We start from the raw sequence: 23525 nt of genomic DNA on the forward strand, positions 1-23525 counted from the left end.
CTAAGAGTGTGATAAAGAATCCGTTACAGCCGTAGCGCGTCAGTGATGCCGTACAACCTCGTGGTAGACTTATTATGGTCTACGTGGAGGTATCTTACATAGGCGCGGGTGCTGTAATTTTGTCAGTAGTTGTTAGCTTCAAGGTAAGAAAAGAAGTCAAGGAGCTTATGGATAAGTACCGCAACAAGATTAACTGGTCGGAGGAGCTAAGGAGGTTTGTCGAGGAGAGGATAAGACAGCTTGAAGCAGAGGAGAATCTTGAGAAAATAGTGAGCGAGCTACGCGAAGCAAGCTGGTCTGTCCCCCGGGGCTTCGGCGAGAAGAGCGTGAGGGAGGACCGTGATAGTCGCTGACGCTTCGGCGCTGGCCACGTTCTTCCTCCGAGAGGAAGGGTGGGAGAGGCTCACGCCCTATATGCGCCTAGTAGTTACTCTCGACATGGCTGTCAAGGAGTTCTATAACGCTGTTTGGAAGGCTGTGAAGCTTCACAAGTTCATCGGCGTCAGTGAGGCGGAGAGGATCCTAAAGCTGTTTAGGAGATACTTGGCCAAGAACATTGTACTACGAAACGAGCTGGAATATGTTGACGAAGCTTTCCGGATAGCTGTTGAGGAGAGCGTAACTGTTTACGATGCGCTCTACCTGGTCCTCGCGCTGAGAGAGAAGGCGGCGCTGCTGAGCCTCGATAAGCGGCAGAGGAGCATAGCATTAAGGCGTGGCATCGAGGTACTACCTCCCTGAGGGAAAGGAGCTTTGGTCAATGTGTCTAGGCGTGTGCTCGCCGCGGGGCTACTAGTTGCCGCGGCCGTTGTTGTGGCCGTAATAATTGCTTCTACCCGTAGTAGCGGCGAGCGCATCGTGTATCCCTTATCGCTGCCAGGCGGCTACGGGGTAGCAGCTTCTATCAGTGGCGAGGAGGCTGTTAGGTCTGTCCAGGGCCTCCACTGGAACCCGGAGAAGATACACGTGAAAGATGCTGTTGTTGTACAGTACAGTGACGGGACCATCTTGTGGGCAGCCTATGTGGGCAAGAATGCGTGCAGGCTAGCCGACACCATGGCCGAGAAAATGGCTGTTCACGAAGCCGAGCTACCCTATACCGCCCCGATAGTCCACAGTATTAAGGGGCACCGGGTCTACTTGTCCATGGATAAGCGTGATGGAGGTCTCCACGCCTTCTGGTGCCGCGACGGCCTCGTTGTATGGGTTAGGCTCGGGGCCTCCGCGAGCACTGATCCCGCACGGGTGCTGGGCTTGTTCATAGAGGGCGTGAAGACCGGGTAGCACCTCATAGCTATACACGTGGAAAGGAGGGAGGGCTTCGTCCTACCCCTTGCCCTGCTTCTCTAGCAAGAGCTCTAGGTACGATTTAGCTGTGCGCGGGTACCCTGCTGCACCTATTGTCTCCAATGCCTTGTTTATCTCGTTGCTGGCCTCGTTTACTCCTCCTTCCCCACGGTATTCTGCCTCAAGGAAGCAGCCGAGGCCCTCGACATCGTCGAGCGAGAACACTATGTCTCCGAGCCTATAGTACCTTCTCTTCTTCTTCACGACAGCTACCGGGCGGAACCCGAGAGCCTCCAGGAGCCTAGCGGCCTCACCGGGCTCGTCTACCCTGACGGTGTACTCTTCCCTCGCCTTGGAGCCGGCTATTACGCGCTTAGGCCCCTTATACGTGACCTCGTAGCGCATACTGCTTCGGGAACGAGTGGCTCGTAGGCGGAGAGCCTCATCGGTCTCGGCGAAGTCTCTGCATGGGTGCTGGTAATAGGTGTCCTCCTCCACCACCTCGTCTTCGAGGACGGCTTTTAGTGCTCGTAGCTTCTCCTCGAGCCGGGGAAGCTCCTCGCAGCTTGGGAGGATTATCTTGGCCTCTACCTCGACCATCTCGGAGACCCAGTGTATGGGAAACGTGGGCGTGGAAGGATTTTTCGCTATGCCTAGCCAGCCCCGGGTCTCTGCTGGGCTAATTGTGTTCTCCGCATATCTTTTCAGTATCTATTTGGCCTAGTTCTCATAAAGGGTGGCTGTGCTCTGTGCTGTGTGGCTAGGGTTTCCTCGGCGTGAAGGCGGTATGGGGCTCCGAGGCCTAGTACTGCTAGTGGCTCGTGTGATGCGGAGCGCCTGGCCGCTCGTTGTAGCCGAGGCCTCTTTCAGCATCCTCAACGTTACCGACATGTTCTTCGTTTCTAGGCTCGGTGCTGCCGCAGTGGCAGGAGTAGGCGTCGGTGGCTATGTGCAGTGGCTCCTCGGGACAGTGTTTACGCTCTTCTATATCGGCGGCATGGTGCTCGTGAGCCAGGCATGGGGCGCTGGCAAGAAGGAGGAAGCATCGCGGGTACTCGCTGAAACCATTTCCTCGTCGCTCCTCTTCTCGCTGGGCTGGGGCGTCCTCGCCCTCCTGGCCGCGCCGCTCCTCGTAGGCTTCGTCTCCAGCGACCCGGTGACAGCGAGGCTCGGAACCACCTATCTAACAGTCTTCATACTGGGTTACCCGTTCAACGCCCTCATGATAGTCCTTGACGGTGTTCTCAGGGGCGTCGGCGCAAACATGGGCGTCTTGTGGGGCTCAATCGTGGCGGTAGTTGTGAACGCCGTCCTTGACCCGTTGCTCATATTCTATGCTGGCTTCGGGGTGGCAGGCGCAGCCCTGGCAAGTATAGCCGGGAACTTCGCTGGAGCAGTAGCGATGCTAGTCCTGCTCGAGCAGCTCACCGGGCTACGCCTAGCCATAGCGTGGCCGGGCAGGGCAGCCGCCCAGGTAATAAGGGTTGGCACACCAGCCATGGTTGAGAGAATGCTGTTTGCCGGAGGCAACTACTTCTACATAGGCTCTGTCAGCAGTTGTGGACGGGACGCACTCGCGGCCCACGCGCTAGGCGTGAGAGTAGAGTCCTTCGCCTACATGCCGGCCTTCGCGCTCCTAACCTATGCTAGCAGCGAGGTCGGGCAACTAGTTGGTGCAAACCGCTTAGAGGAGGCCAAGGAGAGGGGATGGGAGATAGCCAAGGCGAGCGCCGGCTTCATGGTATTGGCGGGGCTGGGGCTCATAGCGGTCTCGCCACTAGTAGCTATAGGGTTCGCGCCGACCAGGACGATAGGCAAGCTGGTCATTCTCTATCTCTTCCTCGCAGCCGTCTCAGAGCCCGCACTGGGCCTCGTGATGGGAATCGGCGGGGCGATAAGGGGTGCCGGAAACACGGTCATCCCCACAATTATAAACCTCGTCGGCCTCTACGCGGTAAGAGTAGCACCATCCCTGCTACTCGTGGGGCGCCTAGGAGGAGGAACCCTATGCCCACTAACGGCTTGGCTCATAATGGACCTAGACCTAGCCGTGAGAGCACTAGTCTTCACCTATGTATACAAGAAGTACTTCCACAGGCTTGCAAGGAAACTGGTCTGACCCTCAGCTTGCCATAATAATTTCTCTGAATGAAGGCGACAATGCTTTATAGAGAGATTGTCTACGATTTATCATTTGGGTAGCTGCTATGAGGATTAATGATGCAGCAGAAGCCGTTAGGATTCTAAAAGGAAAATTATCCGAACTCAACATTAATCCGGAGTACATAACAGTATCAAACATAGAGCAGAAGGACGGCAAATGGATCATAGAGTTTGAGTACTTGTTCCGAACCTATGTAGCAGAGCTTGATAGCGAAGGCCGGTTACTCTCATTGAAGAGCAAATTACCCGTACTTATTAAGGGCTAAGAACAAGAAGGGTTCATGTATGGAGGAAGCTATCCAGATATATCAAGAAATAATTGAAAAGCGTTATCCTCAATATCGTGAGCTTTTGAGAAGAGGTGAGCTAGTTAAAGCTGGAGAAATCCTTTGGAGCATAATATTATTACTTTTAAGCATACTTTCCCTACTTGTCCTCAAGAAGCCTATTAGGAGGCATAGAGAGGTAAAAGCATTCGTAAAGAACTATGTTACGAAACTCTATAGGAATATTTATGGAGATGACCCCTCTAGAGTCTTAGTCCTCTTTGAGGAGGCTGAGAAGCTTCATGCAAACTTTTACCACGAGTTCTTAGACGAGGAAGAGATCTTGAGAGCTATCGGGGCTGGCGAGGAGCTAGCAAAAATTCTTAGAGGCATAGAAGAGGTACTGCTTAAGAAATAACGAATAACACTAGAGCTAGCACTGTACTTCGACCTCGATCTCGTCGTCGGGTAGTAGTGGTGCTAGCTTCTCGCACGCAACTATCTCTAGTACTTGTGGCTCGTGGGCGCTTAGGAGGGGCCTTATTACGAGTACGTCGCGTTTCCCGGCCCTCGTTCTTAGGCGGGCGCGCCAGACGTATACTGCACCGTAGCGCTTGTCGTCCTCCACGTGCTCTGGTATGACAAGGGGCTCGCAGAGGCCCGCGAGCTCTCTCCAGTCGGCTTTGCCGCGGAAGTTCAGTGTGCCCGGGTATGGGTCGCAGCCGAGTAGGCGGCGGAACCACGAGCTGTAGTAGGGCATGGAGACGTAGCGGCCTCCGACGCCTAGCCCCTGCACTCTCTTGCCCCGGAGCACTAGGGGCCCGCTACCCGTCATTGCGCTCATCCCTCATAGGTGGCTCTGGGCTATTAGCCCGTTCTCGACCAGAGTATCTACTAGGATTCTCACGGATTCGCCGCTCTCTCCTGGGAGGACGATGTGGGCCCTTCTCTTTAGCTCGTCTTCAGCGTTCCCTACTGCTGCCAGCACTACGCCCGCATCCATCATCTCGGCGTCCATCGCTGAGTCGCCTACTGCGACGACGCAGCCCGGGTCAAGGCCTAGGATCCGGAGAGCGTGGAGGAGCCCCTTGCCCTTGCTCGCATCAGGGGGCCTCACGTGTATCGCGTAGCCGCTGTGGCTTAGCTTGACCCGGGTTATGCCCCGGCTAGCCAAGAGGCCCTCTATTGCCCTTATCGCCTCCTCTACGCGGCTCTTCTCCGCGATGAATGCGTAGTCGTGGAGCCTGCAACGGTTCTGCCAGCTAGGCGTGACGAGGCCTCCAAGCTCTTCCTCTATCAGCCTAGCAGCCGCCCTCACACTGTACCGGCACACGCTGTATAGCCTGCCCCTGCGGAACACTATGCATCCGTTCTCGCCCACATATGGCCCCGAGGCGCCAAGGTAGCGCCCAACACCCGCGACGACGAAGGCCGAGTTACCCGTCACCAGCATGACTGGTACACCGTTGTCCTCAAGCATCCTTATCGCTTCTATTGCGCCTAAGTGTATGCGGAAATGCCCTATCATTCTCTTCTCGGTAAGCGTTCCATCAATGTCAAGAGCTACTCCGCACACTGGGCCCCTTAGGGCTCTGCGGAGCCTCTCCGCCAAGTCCAAGACGCTACCGCCTCCCCCGTGGCCACTGGGGTTGCCTCAGATAATAAAGAGAGAAGAGTGGCTGAGGCGGAAATGGGGAGGGCCTACTTGCTTCTAGCGAATAGCTGAAGCACTTGCAGCACGGTGACGAGGGCCGCCAGCAATATGAGTGCGACAAAATAGTTGCTACAGCTGCACACATTGGTGCTCTCGTTTGCCGTGCCCGCGGGTGTCGACTCTCCGCCCGCCACTATGATTGGAAGTAGCGGATTTGACTGGTTCATTGGAGGCGCTAGCGCAGGTGACAATGGTAGCGCGTGGTGCCTCATCGTAGCGTTCACGGTGTATAGTTTGGCCAGGATCCTCATAGCGTCCGCTATAGCCTTGCCGCCATAGATTAGGTCGTAGCGGTAAATGGGCTTAGCTGATACTGTGACGTAGCCGCTTGGGCCTCCGAGGACTGGTAGTGAGACATTGTAGTTAGTGGAGCCTCCTGGCACGAGGCTTCTAAGGGTATTGTTCACGGCAATGGCTATCGGCTCATCGCCTATCGTCTCGAGGACGTCCAAGCCCCTAAACACGACCGTGGCGCCATCCTTGTCCAGGTATGCCCCGCCAACAGCGAGGTAGTAGGCCGTAGCTGTATCGTTCCATATTGCTACTACCCTTAGCAGGCCCGGGGCGTCCAGCGGCACCTTCAGTGTGACGCGGCACTCGTTGCTACCCAGGGCTGTGGCGTTGGCTTCTAGGCTCTCTAGCCCTATGAGCACGTATCCCTCTATCCTCACGAGCCCCTGGGCTTCGAGTATGCTCGGGCACCCCGACTCTATCGTGAAGCTCACCGTGGTGCTGGAGCCGGGATTGTAGGCAGTGATACTGCCCGTCACGTATCTCGCGAGAGGCATCGCTGCTATAGCTGCGTCTACTTGTAGCGAGCCCAGCGGAGGAGTCATCAGCGGCTTCTCTGCCTCGGCACCCTTCGCCTCTTTCCACGGGTTAGGTATTGCCGGGTCTCCGAGGAACGCTAGCTCGTGGACAACTAGGCTCCCTATTTCCTCCTCGCCGCTCGTGAGGTAGACACGGTACATGCTCTTAGGCGAGGACAGGTAGGCGTTCAGCGCCTTCCTCCAAGCCTCTCCGACGGTGCTGCTTCCCGGGAGCATCTTGAAGAAGAGCTGTAGGGGCGCATCCGCCCCGGCGAGGCTGACCTCGGTTCCCTGCAGCCCGAAGTACGCCGCGTCTATCGCCTCTACAGCGACCCTCGTGGAGCCTATGAACGCTATCGCTGCGCCGCGCTCAAGCATCGCCACAGCTATGCTGGGAGGAGTAAAGGGTGGGTCGAAGAGATCGTAGTCCCAGTAGGCTACGCGGCACGCCGGGGTAACGAAGACGCCGGGCCTAGGAGTGTAGGGGACTTGGCGGGCGTTCAGCTTCTCCTGGAAATCATAGTTCCAGATGCCTCCCGGCACGTAGTCAAGCATCGCGCTCCCCGTTCCATGGGTCACGACGTAGTATAGGCCATAGTTGCCGAGGAAGGCTGCTAGGCTTGTGCCACTGTACCCTGGGAGGCTGAGGAGAAGCTCAGACACATTAAGGCCCAGTGACCCGATGTACGGTATGGTGCTTGTTACTGCCGCCTCGCCGACGAAGAGATCTGTTGCGAAAGGTGCTCCTCCAGCTAGCAGGGCCCTCTTCTGCCAATCTCCGCCCTTCACCCACCTCTCCAAGCTGTTTATGTAAGCCGCTACGCTGGCAACATCGCTGAACGGTATACGCCCCACAGCGAAGTCGATGCTACCGTCGCCGTCGGGGTCGGCGTAATAGTAGTCGCTTGGTACAATACCCTCGTCGGGGGAGACGAGTTCGCGAAGCGTCGGGCTACAATAATAGATCGGCGGCACGTCGTGTGCGTCCCCTATCAGCAGTATGTAGTGAATGTTGCTTCCTTTCAAGCTCTTTATGAACGAGAGTATGCGTAGCGCGAGGCTCTCATTATAGTCCTTTGGCAGGTTCTTGCACATGGTTACGGGGCGGGGTGCCTCATGGTGCTCTCTGTATATCTCGTCAGTGGTGACTATTTTCACGCTGAGGCCCTGCCCTCTATGGATCTTCGCGATCCTCTCAGCGGCTGCTACTAGCAACGGGTCACTAGGCACTATTATGACCATATCGTCCCTAGCCGCGTCAGAGGTACCTGTATTACCAAGCTTCTCTAGAACCACTTTGACCTCTGAGCCCGGCTTAGCAGGTACCCACGCGTATAGCTCGACACCGCTGCTTGTCTCAAGCAGCCTCACAGTGGGCGAGGAAACTGTCACGGAGCTTACAGCAATGCTGCGGAGCCTTTCCCAGAGAGAGGGGTCCGGGAGAAAGCTTAGGAGAAGTGGCCGTGGAAGCGATAAATGCTTATTGACGCTACCCTTTATCGCTGCTACCTCGTACTTGCCGGGGGGAAGCACAGCATGCACAAGGGCCAGGCCGTCGGGACCAGCATGCCCGGAGACGACTATTACTCCGCTAGCCTCTGCCGAGCCAACGAGAGGAGCTATAGACGGGACAAGGAAGAGCACTAACACAGCAATGATTACTAGTGTTTTCTGGTCACCTATACCTAGTCTACCCAATACTATGTACACCTATGTCTGTAACCCGGCCATAGTATCCGAAAAAAGCTTCCCCGCACACAATCCGGGGCAAAGCAGGACACAGAGAGCTGCAGTACAATAGTGCTGAGAGCCAGCGTCTAGGAAAAAGGGTAATCAGGGCTAGACGGGCTTTGTGAACACGGAGACACCGATAGGCGTGGGTGTCTCCTCTCCGGCCTTGCCGCGGCGCAGCCTCTTAGCAATCTCTTGTAGAAGCTCTGGCTCCAGCTCTATCGCCCCTATCTCCGCTAGCTCGTGTAAGAGTGGAGCAGCAATCTCCTCGGTGTACTCATCGGCGCTTATTCCCCAACTGACCTCGTTATCGCTCTCCTTGATTATTTTCCTCGCCTCTTCGACGACGTTCTCCAGTGTTACTTCTTCTCCGCGTTCACGGAGCCTCTTCACCGCGACATAGGTTAGCTGTAGCTTCTTTCTTTCGCGAAGCCTAGGGTACTTTGCTATGAATCCCTCGAGTATCTCCTTTATCTTCCGGAGCCCTGGCATGTATACCACCCAGTACTTGTAATATTAGACAGAGTACTGCCCGCACCGGGATAAAAATCAACGCTCGTCCAGGTACGGCTAGATATAGTGAGGCGAAGAACAAGTATCCTTAATGTATTTCCGGAGGTGCTCAGCACCGAGCCCCGGGCCCGGATAAACCGTCTAGGGAAAAACACAACAAGCTCACACATGGACTAGTGGAAACTAGGGGACCCCTTCTAGCCGGGCGCCGTGGCTCCAGTAACGGCGCATATGGCGCGTGACCGACAAGTCATGAAGGTTGGGGTCCACGAGAGGAGTGTGGAGAAGAGATGTTGATAGGGCCTAGTGAGCGGAGGGTAGCAGAGCTGCTAGCCTGCTACGATTTCCGCCTAGAAGCCGATAGGATCGCGCGACGCCTCGGAGTCTCAGATACCTATGTTAGGCAGATACTCCGAAAGCTGAGAGAGAAAGGGATAAAACTATGGCCTCAACACGTTCGCGATATTCGCCCCCTTGGCCTAGTTACACTAGTGATTTATTCTAAGAAGCCGCTAGGAGAAGTAGCCACGCTTAATGACCTAGCGAACAAGGTTCCGCTTTACCGGTATTTCTACTCGTACCGGGTGACTCTCGATAACAAGCATATCTATAGCTACGTTGTGCCCAGGGAGTTCGCTGAGGAAGCTGTCAGCGAGGTCTCAGAGCTAGGCGAGGTCGAGAAGGGAGTTGTTGCACCTGTTTACCCGTGCAGCGATATCGCGGCCAAGTTGCCGGGGCTACCGGAGACCTATAGGCCGAGCCTCCTCGACCTGCTTATCTACGCCCTCCTGGACTTGAAGCCTTTGGCGACGATACAGGAGCTCACAGATATCAACATCATCTACGAGGAGAGACTTGAGGCTAGGATACCCGGGCACCGCCTCAGCTACGGGAAGCTGTTGCGCGCCTACCAGAGGCTGAGCAGCGCAGGCGTAGTAGGCAGGACGATGCTGCTCGCAGTACACCGTCTCGGCTCGCCTAGCATCATACCGCTCTACATCCAGGCGAGAAAGGAGTGCTATGCTGAGCTCTACCAGCTAGTAGCCGAAACCATGTCTGCTCCAAGCATATTCGTCGGCGAGGAGAGCGTCTCAACAGTAATGGTTCTAGGCGACGACGAGACAGAGGAGGCTAGGAGGAAGCTAGGCGACTGCATAGTCTACAGCGGAGTAATAACGCATGGGCTTGGAACTACTCTCCCCGTCGAAATGTATGACCCGTTTAGCAAGAAGTGGGTCCTTGAGCCAATGGATCTTCCCCGGCTGGTGGAGAAGCTGGGGTATCTGGCTCGTTAGCCTATTTTGGCGGCTCGGCTTTCATTAGTTCCTCGGGGCACTTGTAGCACGAAACTGGCATCACTAGGAGCTTTTTGAAATCAGTTGCCCTGGCGACGTTATATAGTATCCTTCTCCCTATGTCCTCGGCTATTCTCCTACTGCTCGCGAGGTAGACGACTATTCTCACATCCTGCCGGGGGAGACGAACAGCCCAGCCATCGTATATCTTGTAGGGCTTTAGTGTCGGTCTGCCACCCAATGGGTGGAGTACTATCAGTTCCCCCGCGTATACGAATCCCAGCCAGCAGTCATTGAACGTTATCTCCTCGTCCCCTATCCTGGCCTTCGATATGAATATCCACCGCACCCTAGGGTCAAGGGCGTTTATCAATGGCATGTTCTGCACAACAACTACTCCTTCGAACACAAAGGGTATTGTCAGGTTTATGAATTTCCACTTGTAGGCAAACCTCTTTACCGGGAACAGTCGCGAAACGCTGCCAAATACTACTCCATCAATACGTGTCTCAGTAGGGTCTAGTTCTTGAGTTATTTGTCCGCAGAGCAACTTGGTAAAAACACCCCAAGACTCGTTAAAAGCTGTGGCTAACCCGCGCGTGGCACTGTATATACAGACTCCGTATTAAAGCTATGTTTAGCTATATATGGATGTAGAGTCTAAGAAGAGGCTCTCAGACCCTCCTAAGTACTAAGGTTCATAGTTGTGGTTGTCTCGTTCTATGCTCCCACTAGGGTCCTACTGGTTATTTTGAGGCAGGGTAATCGCGTACACGCTGCTTATAAGCCGTGAATATTGCTTGGAGGTAGCTCGGAGAGTTCTAGGGATGAGGAGCAGTGGCGTCGTCTACGTCTACCTGGCCGCTGTCGCGTGGTCAACCATAGCTGTGGCTACGAAGTATGGCTACCTAGCCGGGTGCAGTCCTAGCGGAGTGCTACTAGGTAGGCAGCTACTCGCCGCATTGCTCACAGTGCTCGGCGCACTAGGTGGTATCTATAAGTGGAGCGTAGTGCTTGATCGCCGCGTCGCATTCATAGGCGCAGTAGTGTTTGCTCCCTTCTATGCCTCCTTCTACTACGGGGTGGAGCTTCTCGGAGTCGCTAGGGAGGAGGTGCTCCTCTATACTGCTCCCCTCTGGGTCCTAGTGTACGAGCTAGTATTGGAGGCGAGGCGGCCGAGCCCAGCAAGCATCACGGCATCGCTCCTCGTTCTAGCCGGCGCCGTGGCCATGGCATCAGAGGCCTGGGTTAACGGTGGCTTAGGCCTCGCTGGCTTCACTGTAGGGCTACTGAGTGGCGCCCTCTACGCAGCCTCCATCTATTGCTCTGCCTGCCTCGCCAAGGGGCTCGACCCCTTGTCGCTTGCTGCTGGCGTCCAGTTCTGGCTACTCCTCGGCGCCCTCCCAATATCGCTCGCCATTGGCGCGCCCCGGGTGACTACTGGGTGCCTGCCTTCACTCGTATACTTGGCGGTAGTCATTAGCCACTTGTCCTACATAGCCTTCTACCGGGGGCTCAGCAAGGGAGTTGACGCGCATAGGGCGTCGATAGCCGCTACTATTGAGCTCGTGCTGGGCGTTGTCTGGGGCATAGTATTGTTCGGCGAACCGGTTACTACAAGCTTCCTCCTAGGCTCATCCCTGATAATACTCGCCCAGATAGTGCCCACGCTTCAGCGAGGAAGGAGTAAATTAAGGGTTGAGTGCACAGAGGGAACTCAACGCGAGAACACTCCAGCGTAGAAGCACTAGATTGCCGATAAACGACAAGGAGCGGAGGCCAAGAGGGGCTTTGGAGAACAAGTTGATGCTTGCACGCCTAGGCGCCCTCTTGCTGCTAGCGTTCCTGCTCCTCTCCGAGACTGGCGCAGCATTAGCCAGCAGAGAGGAGCAAAGCGTTGAGGAGGAGCTTGCTAAGAGTTTCCGCTCCCTCCTGGCAGAGTTCGCCCTCGGCTCTACTAGCTACGATGAAGCAGCCAGCATTCTTAGAGCACTGGCGAGCTGCTCCAAGGAGCCGGTCGCCCAAGCCGCATTGGGCGCCGCAGAAGCCCTGCAGTCGAACACAAGCTTGGCGGAGAAGAGGACTGCACTAGACCACTTGCTGGAATCGATGATAGAGAACGGGGTACCGTATACGTGTCCGAGCAGCCTCCTCTACCGCGCCTACCTAGTAGTAGCCATGGACCCAACGCCTCTAGGGATGGGCGTAGTCGATCCCGCGAAGAGTATCCAGAGGCTCTCGGCGATACTTGGTACAGTTCTGCGGATGACCGGGGCAGCGGGGACCAGGGTTGAGGAGATAGTTTTCACCTATTATCCCTCCAGCCTGGCCAAGGGCATGAACCCCTATGCGGCAATCCACGGAATGGCTATGACGGCTGCGCTCGCTGGCCGAGTAGACGATGCCTATTGGAGGAGGACGCTGCTTCTCGATAGGGCCGCGCTGCGCCTACTAGCCGCGCTGACTAATCCCGTGGTCCTGCAGTCTAATGTCGCGAAGAGGATGCTGATAATTGTGTTCCCCGAGTATTCTCCCTCCGAGCCTGAGCGCCTCCTAATGCTCTCGCAGAGAGCGTACAATGAGAGCGACACCGTGAGTCTCGCGGCTCTAGCAGGGCTAAGCGTCGCCGCGTACCCCGTGAGGGCGAAGCTCCTCGCACGGATAGTGCTCCCGCCCCACGAGAACTATGTCGTCGTCTACTCCGTTGGAGGCTTCACTCCTAGCCTCCTAGGGTCTAGAGCGGTGCCCGCGTTTCTCCGCACAGATAGCGGCGACTACGTCGTGCCCGCTGCTTACCCGCTGGCCATAGGTGCTCGGGCTCCGGCCAAGGGCTTGGCCAACCGCTACAAGGGGGGACTCATAGAGATCTTGATGAACGATATCCTGGAGGCTGGCTATGACCCGGTTAACTGGACAATAGTAGGCGGCGAGGCATCGATAATCGTTAGGAGCGAGCCAAGCGACATAAGCCTCGCAACAATAACAACCCTCATCGCTGACCCCTTCGCTCCGCTGGATCCCTGGCTCCTCTCCAAGGACGTGTATGTGCCGGGTGCCCAGGAGGCTTTGAAGAGGCTTGAAGAAGGCGGAGTAGACGCCCTCGTAGAGTACGCGTTAACAACTGCTCATCCGTGGCCAGCTGTGCTCGCAATAGCTGCGCTCAACACATATGAGAGGGGACTATTGCAGCCCGTGTCGCTGGAGGACATCAAAGTATTCATGAGTTGGGCCAGGATCCCTAAGGGCACAAACCCGTTCAAGTATTGCAGCATAAGTATCGCCTCGAAGAAGGCTGCAGAGATAATAGCTAGTGCCAAGAGTCCGGAGGAGATTGTTAAGAGGATAGGCTACCTGGCACGCTACGCGTCTCTGCGATACCTTGAAGGAAAGCTTGTAGTAAATTATGGCGCTGTCCGGGGCCTCGTAGCGCTCCTCGAGAAAACCGTGCCAGGGCTCAACGAGGCATTCAACCGCGTCGCCGAGGAGAATCCCGTCCTCGTGTATTGGGCTCGGGGACTCATCGAGACACCTAGCCCGACCAATACCGTTATCCTCGTCAAGGAGGATGTGGGAGATCTTGCTAAGGCAGCGGCAAGGCTGAGAGAAGCGGCGGCGAGCCCGAGCAACATAAACGCCTCCTCCGTCCTCGGCAAGGCGGCTAAGCAGGTTGAACAGGTAGCGGCGAGCATCGAGTCCGGCAACATACCGGAGGCCGTGTTGCTCGCAAAGAGGATAAGGCAGAGCCTCGAAGCCGGGGGCAAGGAGGCGGAGGTGATCAAGAAGGCTCTCGGCGAGGAAGGAGTAGCTGACCTGGTTAAGGCACTGGAGAGGGTTGAGACCCTCGGCGGCACAGATGCTGCAAAGATTGCTGGAGCTAAGCGCGTCCTCGAGGAACTCGCCAAGGAGGCAGAAAAGCAGGGGAAGAAGGGGCTCGCAGAGAAGCTCAGGAAGCTCGCAGAGGCATTGGGGGAGGGGCGCACAGAAGAGGCTAGGAGCCTAGCCAAAGAGGTGGCGAAGGAGGCCTCCAGCGCTGGCGGGGAGCTCTCAGCTCTCTCCGAGAGGCTTGGAAGGCTCTTCCAGGAAAAACCTCAGCCCACGCTGAGAGAGATAGCTGAGGCCATAACGGGTTCACAGCCAGGCGGCCAAGGGGTAGTTGATGAATCGATCAGGGAGATAATTGAGTTGATAAGGAAGGGGAGGTTCGAGGAGGCTGCAAAGAGCCTCGAGGAGGTAGCGAAGGAGAACCCGGAGCAGGCTGCTAGGGCTATTGAGGAGCTTCAACAAGCTGGGCTAAACGTCTCAGAGATACTTAGTCACATGAACCCTGAAGCTGTAAACAAGCTGGTTAAAGGGGTGCTGAAGACCAGGGCATCAAGAGCGATAACTATCAATACTAGCGGCGAGATACTCGTAGCAGAGAACAATGCAAGCAATACTAGTCTTAAGCTGCCAGGGGCGCCGCAGATACCGAGGCCCAGGATAAGCAGCAACATGTCTACAGCACTGCTCCTAGCAACAGTAACGCTCGCTGCTGCAGCACTGCTGCTGTGGCTCTCCAGCCCTGCGAGAATAGAGGCTCTGAGGAGCCTCGCTGAGCCAGTGGCTGCGAGAATGCCTTGGCGAAGGCAGGGAGCCCAGGGCGGGCTCGGCGACGCTAAGAGCAGGGTTGTCGCTGAGTTCTCGAAGCTGCTAAGCATTCTCTCCAAGACGTATGCGCCCAGGGAGCCGAGCGAGACTCATAGAGAGTATGCGAGAAAGCTCCCAGAGGAGCCCCGCCGCTTATACGAGGAGGCCGCCCTTGCCTACGAGGAGGCGAAGTTCAGCAACCACCCCGTCTCGGAGCACCACTTGGAGGTAGTTAGGAGGGCGCTCCGGGGACTGCTTCGGAGGAGAGGCACGTAGACGCCGTGTCGACGCACTGGTGCTCTGCACTCCTCGGTAATACGGCCGTGTCTGCTTGAAGGAGAGGTGTGTCTCAAGGAATGATGGGTGAGAAGCTCTTCGCTGTAGGCCTGCTCGTGATAGCCCTCGTGGCCGCGCTGTACGCTGCCCCCAAGGCTGTGGAGCTCAGCATAGGCTACGGCACCCATATAGGCGGCCCCGACGACGACTCTGCTACCGGTACGTCCCTCCTCCCAGAGATCATTAGCAAGCTGGGCTACAAGGTCATACTGGAGAAGGAGCCCGGTGCGGCAAGAAACTATACTAGCATCGTATACTTCGTCGCAAACCCTACATCTTGCCGAGAAGAGTTCGTCACCGCGCTGGTCAACCACGTGTACAGCCTCGCCTCGCTGGGGTACCGGGTAGCCTTCATCGTCTCGGATGAGGGGCTCTGTGCCCCCTATCTCGCCTCGTTGCTCGGGGCACCACAGCCAGTCACCTACAGCGTGTCTCCGCGCGACTACCTGGTCTTCACCGAGCACGGGGTCATCTTCGCCCTCCACACGGTAATGGTTGTTGAGGCGCCGACTGGGTGGAGGGTGGCGGGCTACACGTTTCCCAATTCTCTTCCCGGGCTACTCGTCCACCAGGGCCTCGTCACCATGGTCTATGTCCCGGACAGCGACGCCTTCACGAACGCCGTGCTGAAGGCTGAGAACCGTACAGGGCTAGACCCTTTGGCCGAGACAAGGTTCATTCTTAGCCTTGCAGGCGCTGAGCCCGGTACAACGGTCGTCGTTATTCCTCTCTATCTCTACGAGCAGGAATATACTGCACAGAAGCTTGCCACCCAGATACACCCAGGTATCCTCGTTATGCAGGCTATGAGCTACCTGAGTAGCGGGGAGCAACGCCTACTAGGGCTCTTGCAGGCAACGCCCGGCGCTATGGCTGTCGCATCCCTCCTAGCAGCTGCGCCAATGTACCTCGTGCTCAGAGAGGCCATGGGGACTGGTAGCGCTGTGCCGAGGGAGGAAGAAGAGGCTCCAAGGAGTATTGCGGCCTATGTTCCGAGCCTCCTCATAGAGGCCGAGACACTTCCAAGAATAGGTCCATCGCCGGGGAGGCTGCGCAGCCTCGCTGCGAGGCTGTACAGAGCGCTTGACCAGGGTTTCCGCGAAGCCTATGGCAGAGGGCTCGAAGAGGAGCTTGTAAGCCCCCGAGTCCTCTCTCCCTGGGAGCGCAGAGTCGTGCGCAGGCTACGGCGACTCGCCTCTTCGAGGCTACGAGCCCTCCTCGTGATCGCGCCCAGGAGGACCATAGAGGGCCTAGTGGAGGATCTCTGGCCCATCATGGCGAGGATCTATGGCGCGCAAGGTGGGCGGCAATGAGTTTTGGGCTCGGCGAGGCGGTTAGGCTTACCCACCGAGGGAGATTATTCCTCGCAGTAGCTCTGACTATTGGTGCTGCGGGGATACTCTATCCTGAGGCGAGGCTCTCCAGCCTGCTACTGTCTTCCTCGCTGGGCCTCGTAGCCTATGCCTTGCTCGCAGCCTACGTTGCCTCGACGAAGGCTAGTGCTGCTATGGGGCTACTAGTCGAGAGGAGAGTCCCAGGTATGCTCGTCGAGGGCGAGCCCTTTGAGACAGTGCTGCGTATACAGAACAATAGCCTCGTGGTCCTCGACGCCGCCGTCGTCGAGGATACGCCGCCCCCTCTCTTCAAGACCAGGGAGAGACCCGTAGCTGTCACCACGATACCCGCGAAGGGCTCGGTTGAGATAAGGTACACGGTTACACCGGTTATCGGGAGGCATAGCTGGGGCCTCGTCAGGGTAAGAGTAGCGGACCCGCTTGGCCTCTTCGAGGCAGTCGTCCCCGCAGGGCATTCTACCGAGGCCTATGTGCAGCCAAGGGTTCCCCCTATCCCGAGAAAACGGGTACTAGCAACGACCGTGTATCAGCCGGGTGGCGCTCCCGCGACGAGGCGTAGGGGCGCCGGTGTAGAGTTTCTCGAGCTGCGCGAGTACCAGCCGGGCGACGACATTCGGCTCCTAGAGTGGAAGGCGTATGCGAGAACGGGGAGGCTCGCGGTAAAGGTTTTCGAGGAGGAGGGGCTGGTGAGGCTCCTCCTAGCACTGGATTCCTCCCCCACTATGTTCCGCGGCAAGCCCGGGTACACTAGCTTCGAAGAGGGAGCTAGGCTCCTGGCCGGGCTCGCAGCCTATCTCTCCATCCGCGGCGACGCGGTACGAACTGTTCTCATCCCGCCCCGTGGCCGCAGGCTCTACTACACTGCGTGGGCTCGGGGGAGGCGCGTCCTTACCTATGCGAGGCGCTTGGTCGCGGAGAGAGCACTGTGGCCCAGCTCATATTATCCGAGACAGCTAGGCGAGTCACTAAGCACGTACTTTGAGGTGGTTAAGCTTGCCCCGAGGGGGCAGGCAGCGATCCTCCTCATAACGGATCTTGGGCTGAGCACTGAGGCTGCTAACGCCTTTGCAGAGAAGGTGGTAAGGTTTAGCAAGTACTGGGGGGTCTCAGTGCTCGTTGCAATCCCACGGCTCCTCCTGAGCCGCGACCCGTGGTGGGACGCCGAGGCCCTTGAGATTCTGCGCGCCCAGAGAATGGTCGCGGAGGCTCTTTCGTCCCTTGGCGTTCCCGTGGTCCACGGCTCCGCGGAAGAGGTTCTACGAGTCGTTGCATCCATGTCTGAGTACGTGAGGCTGACCGGGGTATGGAGGTCGGTAAGGCGCTAGTCTACGCGGAGAAGGCTTCGGCTATACTGCTCGGCGCCTATGCCGCAAAGGCCCTATTCCCGAGCTATACCATTATCTGGGCCCTCCTAGCCATTTTCGCCGCAGTTGCTGGGACTGTGAATACGAGGATGGGGCTCGGCGTAAGCATATTACTGGCTGCATTGGCGTCCGCCAACCAGCCCAGCGGTCTCAGCGTCTTCCTCGCGGCTATACTCGTCATCCTCGGACTAGATGCTGCGGCAGAGACAGTGGCGTCGCGGGGGGCTCGTGCGAGCAGAGCATGTAGGGGTAGCTGTGTAGCCGCGAGCATTGGCAGCCTCGTAGCAGTCTATGGCGGCATCGCTGTGCTCTCCTATATGGGCTCTGTGTTCCTGCTACGCGCCTATAACGCCTTCCTCGAGGCCGCTCCTCCAGGCGTGCTTGCCGAGTTCTGGAGGCTGGCCTCCCGCAGCATAGCTGTGAGGCTCATCGTGTACTCGGGGCTCCTCGGGATAATATACTGGGTATCGTCCCGGCTCATAGCACCACTCCTTCAAGCCCTCGCTGCTCCGGGCTACGCTGTTCGCCGCCTTCTCAGAGAGGAGGCGCGGGCTGCGAAGCGTCGCGTGTTGGGTATGGGGGAGTGGTATCATCGCCTCCTGCTTCGCAGCGCGGCCGGCCTCGTCGGGTTCCTGGTCTCGCCCATATCTTATCCCATTGCGAGGCTCCTTCTGAGGGCCCTGCACGCGGAGAACGCGGGCACCGGGATAGAGGCTGCGATGACCGCTGCCGTGGCGTGGCTCTTCGGGATACTGGGCTATAGTGCAACCTACTCGCTGGCCGAGAAGATGCTCCAGAACACTATTCCTTGGCGCAAGCTGGTGGTAGCGGGTGCTGCCTCGCTTGTAGCACTGTTTCTAGCCGCCGTGCTCGCTGCGTCGCTTAGCGGCCACAGTGCAGCCATGTACGCGGAGCAGTTGCTGCTAAGCCTCGCTACGGGCAAGGGCTCCGTGCCCGACCCGCCACAGCTCGAAGCAATCTACCTTGAGGTCGAGAAGGCTGAGAAGCTCTATAGGCAGACAGAGGAGCTGCTAGAGTTCCTCGTTAAGCTGTTCTGGAGCTAAAAAAGGGCAGCAAAGAACAAGGAGCAGGGCCTAGGCGCTTGCCTTCTCGAGCTGCCTGAGTATTATCTTGACCTCCTCTTCTCCCCGAACCCTGCCGAACGGCCCAACTAGTACGGGCGTGGACGTGTCTGCGGCCTCCTTTACCTCTACGCTGAATCCGAGCTTCCTGAGCTTCTCGGCGAGGATCCTTGCAGAGTCCCTCTTATTGGCCGGCATGTATAGTATGAAGTCGCTCAAAGCGCTGTCCCAAGCAATATGTTTGGGATGTAATACGTTTTGAAACGCTCTGGCCAAGTAGTTCCTAACCGGGCTAACTATGTAAGTACTACTAGTTAGCCCGCTTCTAGATAACCAGTAAATCATATTACAAAGATATTCATTAAGTATTGCATGACAAAAACCATATATAAACGAGCCGTATTCACTCATATTAGTTAGCGGTATTAAAAGGGTGTGGGTTCATGAGACCCCGTTTTCTGAGAACAATAATCGCTCTACTCGTCATAACCGTAATGATCCTACCATACGCCTCAATAGCAGCCGAGGCAGCAAGCACTTCGAGCAATAAGCCAAACTATCACGTCACGACGTATATTCATCCAGCGTTCCGGAGCAAGGCCTTCTGGGAGAAAGGAGTACTAACCAGCCGGCACTTCCTCGACCCCGTCATAGAGTTTGCTCACAAATTCGCAGAGCACACACACGCGAAGCTACTATCGCCTAAACAGCCCTATGCTAGAGCGCTCCTCCTGGTGCCAAAGGATGTTAAGATGGACAGAATAAAGGAGCTATCAAAGTACATGGTTGTGACCGGTGTCTATCCGACACACCTCTATACCGTGGTCGCTGGCTGGGTGACGCCGAGCAGCATAGACAAGATAGCCAAGTTGGGCTTCGTGGCCGCAGTACTCCCAGACGTACGCCTAGACGAGATGATAGCCTCGACCAATGGCGGCTCACAACCACTCTACCAAGTAGACGAGAAGGCAGCTAAGAAGGCGCTTGAGCAGCTCCTGGAGAGAGGCGACCGCTCAGCGCTAGAGAAGCTCGCTGAGGGCAAGAAGCCGACAATAGACCTAGAGAAGGCCAAGGAGCTTGCAAAGAAGAAGCCCTCGCTGAGCCCGGAGAGCGGGGGCTTAGGCACCATACACTACACGGTCAACATAACCAAGGCTATAGACGTCTGGTATAACTATGGTGACATGGGCCAGAACGCTACAATAGCTATAGTTGATACAGGTGTGGACTATGCTAGCCCAGGCCTAGGCCTAGAAGCAATAGCTAGGGACGAGAACGGTATACCAATGATACTCGACTCCGATGGGTACGGCCTAGTACTAACACCGGTAACCGCGACAATAGTCAACAGCACAACCATAAGCATCAATCTAAGCCAGCTCTACTTCTTCATGCCACCATACTACGTGTTCAAGTACAGCATGGGCTTTGCCTACATAGGAGGCTACTGGCTAGACTACAATCTATCAACGATCTGGACTGTGCCAAGCACAGTGACACAGAACGCTGATGTCCCACCGAGATTCGGCCTCGTAGTAAGAATCCTATATACCCCAATAGGCACTGTAGCGTTCACAGTACCAGCAATAATCTATGATAGTGACGGCGATGGCTACTACGACAGCGTGCTCCTCGACATGACGACCGCCTACTACTACCTCTACGAGGCTGCAGAGGAGGCCGGCCTACTAGAGGACGTGTACCTTCCACCACCGCCTACAAGCAGCCCCGACTACAGCTTCGCTGACGAGCAGCCAATAACCTATGGCAACGAGATAGCCGCAATGGATCTAAACGATGACAGCATCTACGACTTCAGCGTAGGAACCCTAGCAGGCCACGTCAACGACGCCTCTGGCTACATACTGCTACAAGAATGGGGCATCCTGCCCAAGTTCATGGCCGGGCTAGAGGAAGGCGAGGGCGTAGCTGCTGCACTCATGTGGGAGACGTGGACGTTTGAGGCGCTCGGCTACATCTGGCCAGGCATGGACATATGGAGCGGCATGTACTTCGACCTAGAGTACGACTTCTACAGCCACGGCACCTTCTGTGCAACAACCGCTGCTGGCAGACCAGCCTACGCCTACACCAGCTACGGCGACATAGCTGACGGCTGGAGCATTGTAACCGGGCAGGCGCCCGAGGCAAAGATTGCAGCCGGGTCAGCACTCTGGCTGGGCAACGCACTCACCGCGATATACTTCTTCAGCGGCTTCGACGAGGAGATACCATATAGCGGCGACCTCTACGGGCTCATCATAGAGCCTGTACCCGGGACACAGAACCCATGGACAGCTTTCGCCGGCGGTATCTGGTACTGGGAGTACACTGGCAACCACCAGGCCGACGAGACAAGCAACAGCTACGGTATAAGCGGCTGGGCGATCTGGGGATGGGCAAGCGGCATGGACCCAATAAGCATAGTCATGGACTATACCAGCGCTGTTAGCGGAACAGCCCACTTCGTCGCAGCAGGTAACGGCGGCCCAGGATGGGGCACCGTGACAGTACCAGGCGCGGCAAGCATGGTGATAACCGTTGGCGCGGCCACCGAGTTCACGTATAGGCCACTCTATTATTATCTGCCGGGCGGCAATAGGGAAGTAGTGTCTTGGAGCGACCGCGGCCCAGCAGAGACATTCATGTCGAAGCCCGACATACTGGCAATCGGTAGCTTCGCCTTCGCCATGGGTAGGCCATGGGACGCTCTAGGCTGGGGCTACCTTAACGGCTTCTTTGCATTCGACCTATTCGGTGGAACGAGCCAGGCAACACCAATGGCTGCGGGTGTAGGCGCGCTAGTAGTAACAATGTACAAGGCAAGCCACGAAGGCGCAAGGATGCCTGCATGGCTGCTGAAGACCGTGCTCATGAGCAGTGCCTCTGACACCGGCTTCGACCCGTTCAGCCAGGGAGCAGGCTTCGTCGATGCACTCAAGGCTGTTAAGACGGTGCTCGGTGAAGGAACGCTAGTGTACAACAAGGACTTCATGAAGGTGTACCAGGCGATCTTCAACGACGATACTGCGACGTTCACGTACTACGCTGCCTCCTCGTACATGCTAAACTGGTATGAGCCAAAGCTAGTATTCGTGCCGGGCATCGGGCTCAACAAGGAGCAATTAGTGATCAAGGGCAGTGGGATCTACCGCGTCTACGCAGTGAAGCCAACACTAGTATATCACCACAGCCTCTGCGGCGCAATGGGCGTCTCAGTTCTAGCGCCATGCAGCGGCGGCAAGGTACGCCTAGACCTCGGCTCCATGGGCTACTTCGGCATGGAGATACTGGCAGTGATTGATCCAACATACTATCAGCGCTACGACCTAGTAGAGATAAGTATGACATATCCATTCAAGTACTTTGACACGCAGGGCAGGCTTACCAGTCACACGGCTGGCATACTCTTCAACGGCATCGAGCTATGGGCATGGATAGACCTCAACGGCGACGGCCAGGTACAGCGCGGCGAGACCGCCAGGATACAGTACGACCTACGCGGAGCAAACAGCTTCCACCTACAAGTAGCAAAGCTAACTGAGCAGCTCAACGAGATAAAGAAGCTCGTCAGCCTATATACTGGCATCGATGTAAGCAATTATCCAGTAAAGCTTCTACTAGTGTACAGGGCATTCTACAATGAATGGAGCGGCACCAGTAACTACACATATGCTGATGTAGCAGTAAAGGCATATAGGTTTACACGTTGGCTTAACGTAGTGCCTTCAATGCCGTACATTCACGTAAACGGTAAAAAGACTATCACAGTACATGCATTTATTCCGTCAGTAAAAGGGATCAATGCTGGCTATGTTGTAATAGAGAATATTAGGACTCGCGAAAAAATACTGATACCAACAACGCTAATCGGCGTATATACCCTAGTAAGCCCATTTACCAATGTCACTATGAGCCACGCATTTTACGACTGGACAGAATCTAGAAGCCTCTACAAGAACTACTATCTGCGTGGAGCTTTTGACTACACATGGAGATATGAGAGCGGCGACTGGAGGGTAATACCACTGATAGTAATCAATCCAAACATTAAATACATACTCGTCGAGGTAACCTGGCCAGCAAGCGATAGCAACTATGCAAGCAACCTAGATGTGCAAGTATACGGACCATACACCTACTACATGGAGATCACATGGGCAGATCCATACATTGACAGCAACGGCGCAAAACTATACCCAGTAGCACCTATGAAAGTACACGGCCTACAGCTAGGAGCAGAGCTGACTAACGACTTCACAATGTTCTTTGACGAACCGTCGCCAGGCCACTCTAGAATAATAGTGCCCATAGACGGGCCTGGCATATACCGTATAGTCATTAGGAACATACAGTTCAGTGGCACTAATGGAATCGAGGAACCCTTCACGGTAAAGATAAGTCCAATAACCGTGAAAATAGTACCACAGCCTGTAAGCCTACAGCCAAATAGCAGCAAAAAGATCAATATAGTAATGTATATACCGGCAAAACTAAGCAACCCAAGTCTAGATGTAGAGGCTACAGGCGAAATTCTGAAGAATATTGACGGCTCACTATACTATGGTAACGACATAAGCAGCTACTTCTACACAAAGATGCTATCAGTTAACGCCTATACGACATGGCTCAACACGGTATTCCTTGCAAAGATATACATCAAGGCACAGAGTACTGCAACACCAGGCGACTACATGATACCGTTCGCGGTAAGCATTAACGGCATACCTGTAACAAGCGTTGGCGACACGTGCTGTGGACAGACAGACTACGTACTATACTGGTCAATACTACCACTAATGATTAACGCCAACGTGCATGCAGCAGACTAAGGAGACGAGCAATAGCAACGGCTAGCAGCCAATAGAGTCCAACATTTTTCTTTTTTAGCAAAGACCTGCGGTGCAACACCCTTTTTGTTCTCCTCTGGGACTTCATAGCACGTTTCTTGGTCTGCGGCAACACCGATAAAATCCCATACAAG

General features: G+C 55.9%; 20 protein-coding genes. 13 read left to right on the forward strand and 7 right to left on the reverse strand.

Features of this window, described 5'->3' with window-relative positions; genetic code table 11:
• Positions 1 to 119 precede the first annotated feature (119 nt).
• From vapB to SBG41_RS00820, 3 genes are read left to right on the forward strand one after another with little or no spacing between them, the layout of a single operon-like run.
• Entirely contained in the window at positions 120 to 353 is a 234-nt protein-coding gene (gene vapB, locus SBG41_RS00810) for a type II toxin-antitoxin system VapB family antitoxin (protein WP_317895643.1), read from the forward strand.
• Complete coding sequence (locus tag SBG41_RS00815) at positions 340 to 741, forward strand: type II toxin-antitoxin system VapC family toxin (RefSeq protein ID WP_317895644.1); 402 nt, start codon at positions 340 to 342, stop codon at positions 739 to 741. Before vapB ends, SBG41_RS00815 begins: the two co-directional genes overlap by 14 nt.
• A gap of 21 nt (positions 742 to 762) precedes the next feature.
• Positions 763 to 1284, forward strand: coding sequence for a hypothetical protein (locus SBG41_RS00820; RefSeq protein ID WP_317895645.1), 522 nt, complete (start codon positions 763 to 765; stop codon positions 1282 to 1284).
• 42 nt (positions 1285 to 1326) lie between these two features.
• Here the strand turns inward: SBG41_RS00820 and cyaB are convergent, their stop codons facing one another.
• Entirely contained in the window at positions 1327 to 1887 is a 561-nt protein-coding gene (gene cyaB / locus SBG41_RS00825) for a class IV adenylate cyclase (protein WP_317895646.1), read from the reverse strand.
• A 142-nt stretch (positions 1888 to 2029) separates the two neighbouring features.
• Here cyaB and SBG41_RS00830 point away from each other — a divergent pair, with 142 nt between their 5' ends.
• The 3 genes from SBG41_RS00830 to SBG41_RS00840 all read left to right on the forward strand — a co-directional run bounded on the left by SBG41_RS00830 (position 2030) and on the right by SBG41_RS00840 (position 4134).
• On the forward strand, positions 2030 to 3406 hold the full coding sequence (locus SBG41_RS00830) for an MATE family efflux transporter (protein WP_317895647.1): 1377 nt from the start codon (positions 2030 to 2032) through the stop codon (positions 3404 to 3406).
• An 88-nt stretch (positions 3407 to 3494) separates the two neighbouring features.
• Positions 3495 to 3716, forward strand: a complete 222-nt coding sequence (locus SBG41_RS00835) for a hypothetical protein (protein WP_317895648.1) — start codon at positions 3495 to 3497, stop codon at positions 3714 to 3716.
• Positions 3717 to 3735: 19 nt separating this feature from the next.
• Positions 3736 to 4134 (forward strand): PaREP1 family protein, encoded by a 399-nt coding sequence (locus tag SBG41_RS00840; protein WP_317895649.1) that lies wholly within the window; start codon positions 3736 to 3738, stop codon positions 4132 to 4134.
• A 15-nt stretch (positions 4135 to 4149) separates the two neighbouring features.
• On the opposite strand, the gene SBG41_RS00845 is transcribed toward SBG41_RS00840, so the two are convergent.
• The 4 genes from SBG41_RS00845 to SBG41_RS00860 all read right to left on the reverse strand — a co-directional run bounded on the left by SBG41_RS00845 (position 4150) and on the right by SBG41_RS00860 (position 8462).
• Positions 4150 to 4551, reverse strand: a complete 402-nt coding sequence (locus tag SBG41_RS00845; RefSeq protein WP_317895650.1) for a DUF120 domain-containing protein — start codon at positions 4549 to 4551, stop codon at positions 4150 to 4152.
• A gap of 12 nt (positions 4552 to 4563) precedes the next feature.
• Positions 4564 to 5334 (reverse strand): phosphoglycolate phosphatase, encoded by a 771-nt coding sequence (locus SBG41_RS00850; RefSeq protein ID WP_317895651.1) that lies wholly within the window; start codon positions 5332 to 5334, stop codon positions 4564 to 4566.
• A gap of 83 nt (positions 5335 to 5417) precedes the next feature.
• Positions 5418 to 7937, reverse strand: coding sequence for a C25 family cysteine peptidase (locus SBG41_RS00855; protein WP_317895652.1), 2520 nt, complete (start codon positions 7935 to 7937; stop codon positions 5418 to 5420).
• Positions 7938 to 8078: 141 nt separating this feature from the next.
• Complete coding sequence (locus SBG41_RS00860; RefSeq protein ID WP_317895653.1) at positions 8079 to 8462, reverse strand: hypothetical protein; 384 nt, start codon at positions 8460 to 8462, stop codon at positions 8079 to 8081.
• Positions 8463 to 8776: 314 nt separating this feature from the next.
• Between SBG41_RS00860 and SBG41_RS00865 the strand changes: the two genes are divergently transcribed.
• Complete coding sequence (locus tag SBG41_RS00865) at positions 8777 to 9778, forward strand: helix-turn-helix domain-containing protein (RefSeq protein WP_317895654.1); 1002 nt, start codon at positions 8777 to 8779, stop codon at positions 9776 to 9778.
• Between the two features lies 1 nt (position 9779).
• Here SBG41_RS00865 and SBG41_RS00870 read toward each other — a convergent pair whose 3' ends face one another.
• The gene (locus SBG41_RS00870; RefSeq protein WP_317895655.1) at positions 9780 to 10328 is read right to left on the reverse strand and encodes a hypothetical protein; all 549 of its coding nucleotides are present in this window, start codon (positions 10326 to 10328) and stop codon (positions 9780 to 9782) included.
• 250 nt (positions 10329 to 10578) lie between these two features.
• Here SBG41_RS00870 and SBG41_RS00875 point away from each other — a divergent pair, with 250 nt between their 5' ends.
• The 5 genes from SBG41_RS00875 to SBG41_RS00895 all read left to right on the forward strand — a co-directional run bounded on the left by SBG41_RS00875 (position 10579) and on the right by SBG41_RS00895 (position 18523).
• Positions 10579 to 11520, forward strand: coding sequence for a DMT family transporter (locus SBG41_RS00875; protein WP_317895656.1), 942 nt, complete (start codon positions 10579 to 10581; stop codon positions 11518 to 11520).
• The gene (locus SBG41_RS00880) at positions 11477 to 14680 is read left to right on the forward strand and encodes a DUF4129 domain-containing protein (RefSeq protein WP_317895657.1); all 3204 of its coding nucleotides are present in this window, start codon (positions 11477 to 11479) and stop codon (positions 14678 to 14680) included. Before SBG41_RS00875 ends, SBG41_RS00880 begins: the two co-directional genes overlap by 44 nt.
• Positions 14681 to 14760: 80 nt before the next feature.
• Positions 14761 to 16053, forward strand: a complete 1293-nt coding sequence (locus tag SBG41_RS00885) for a hypothetical protein (RefSeq protein ID WP_317895658.1) — start codon at positions 14761 to 14763, stop codon at positions 16051 to 16053.
• Positions 16050 to 17420, forward strand: a complete 1371-nt coding sequence (locus SBG41_RS00890; protein WP_317895659.1) for a DUF58 domain-containing protein — start codon at positions 16050 to 16052, stop codon at positions 17418 to 17420. The genes SBG41_RS00885 and SBG41_RS00890 overlap by 4 nt, the downstream gene beginning before the upstream one ends.
• Positions 17399 to 18523: a hypothetical protein gene (locus SBG41_RS00895; RefSeq protein ID WP_317895660.1), complete on the forward strand. Its 1125-nt coding sequence runs from the start codon at positions 17399 to 17401 to the stop codon at positions 18521 to 18523. The genes SBG41_RS00890 and SBG41_RS00895 overlap by 22 nt, the downstream gene beginning before the upstream one ends.
• Positions 18524 to 18553: 30 nt before the next feature.
• Here the strand turns inward: SBG41_RS00895 and SBG41_RS00900 are convergent, their stop codons facing one another.
• Complete coding sequence (locus SBG41_RS00900) at positions 18554 to 18760, reverse strand: hypothetical protein (protein ID WP_317895661.1); 207 nt, start codon at positions 18758 to 18760, stop codon at positions 18554 to 18556.
• A 224-nt stretch (positions 18761 to 18984) separates the two neighbouring features.
• Between SBG41_RS00900 and SBG41_RS00905 the strand changes: the two genes are divergently transcribed.
• A complete protein-coding gene (locus SBG41_RS00905) occupies positions 18985 to 23373 on the forward strand; it encodes a S8 family serine peptidase (protein ID WP_317895662.1) in 4389 nt (1462 codons plus the stop codon).
• Positions 23374 to 23525: the final 152 nt, after the last annotated feature.

Origin of the sequence: Pyrofollis japonicus (assembly GCF_033097485.1) — an archaeon.
In the GTDB taxonomy this organism is placed as follows: Archaea; Thermoproteota; Thermoprotei_A; order Sulfolobales; family Pyrodictiaceae; genus Pyrofollis; species Pyrofollis japonicus.

What these genes read in the sequence shown, in the direction of transcription:
- cyaB (WP_317895646.1), bottom strand. Translation starts at nt 1,887, where the DNA reads ATGGTCGAGGTAGAGGCCAAGATAATCCTCCCAAGCTGCGAGGAGCTT.
- SBG41_RS00835 (WP_317895648.1), top strand. Translation starts at nt 3,495, where the DNA reads ATGAGGATTAATGATGCAGCAGAAGCCGTTAGGATTCTAAAAGGAAAA.
- SBG41_RS00840 (WP_317895649.1), top strand. Translation starts at nt 3,736, where the DNA reads ATGGAGGAAGCTATCCAGATATATCAAGAAATAATTGAAAAGCGTTAT.
- SBG41_RS00845 (WP_317895650.1), bottom strand. Translation starts at nt 4,551, where the DNA reads ATGACGGGTAGCGGGCCCCTAGTGCTCCGGGGCAAGAGAGTGCAGGGG.
- SBG41_RS00860 (WP_317895653.1), bottom strand. Translation starts at nt 8,462, where the DNA reads ATGCCAGGGCTCCGGAAGATAAAGGAGATACTCGAGGGATTCATAGCA.
- SBG41_RS00885 (WP_317895658.1), top strand. Translation starts at nt 14,761, where the DNA reads ATGATGGGTGAGAAGCTCTTCGCTGTAGGCCTGCTCGTGATAGCCCTC.
- SBG41_RS00890 (WP_317895659.1), top strand. Translation starts at nt 16,050, where the DNA reads ATGAGTTTTGGGCTCGGCGAGGCGGTTAGGCTTACCCACCGAGGGAGA.
- SBG41_RS00895 (WP_317895660.1), top strand. Translation starts at nt 17,399, where the DNA reads ATGGAGGTCGGTAAGGCGCTAGTCTACGCGGAGAAGGCTTCGGCTATA.
- SBG41_RS00905 (WP_317895662.1), top strand. Translation starts at nt 18,985, where the DNA reads ATGAGACCCCGTTTTCTGAGAACAATAATCGCTCTACTCGTCATAACC.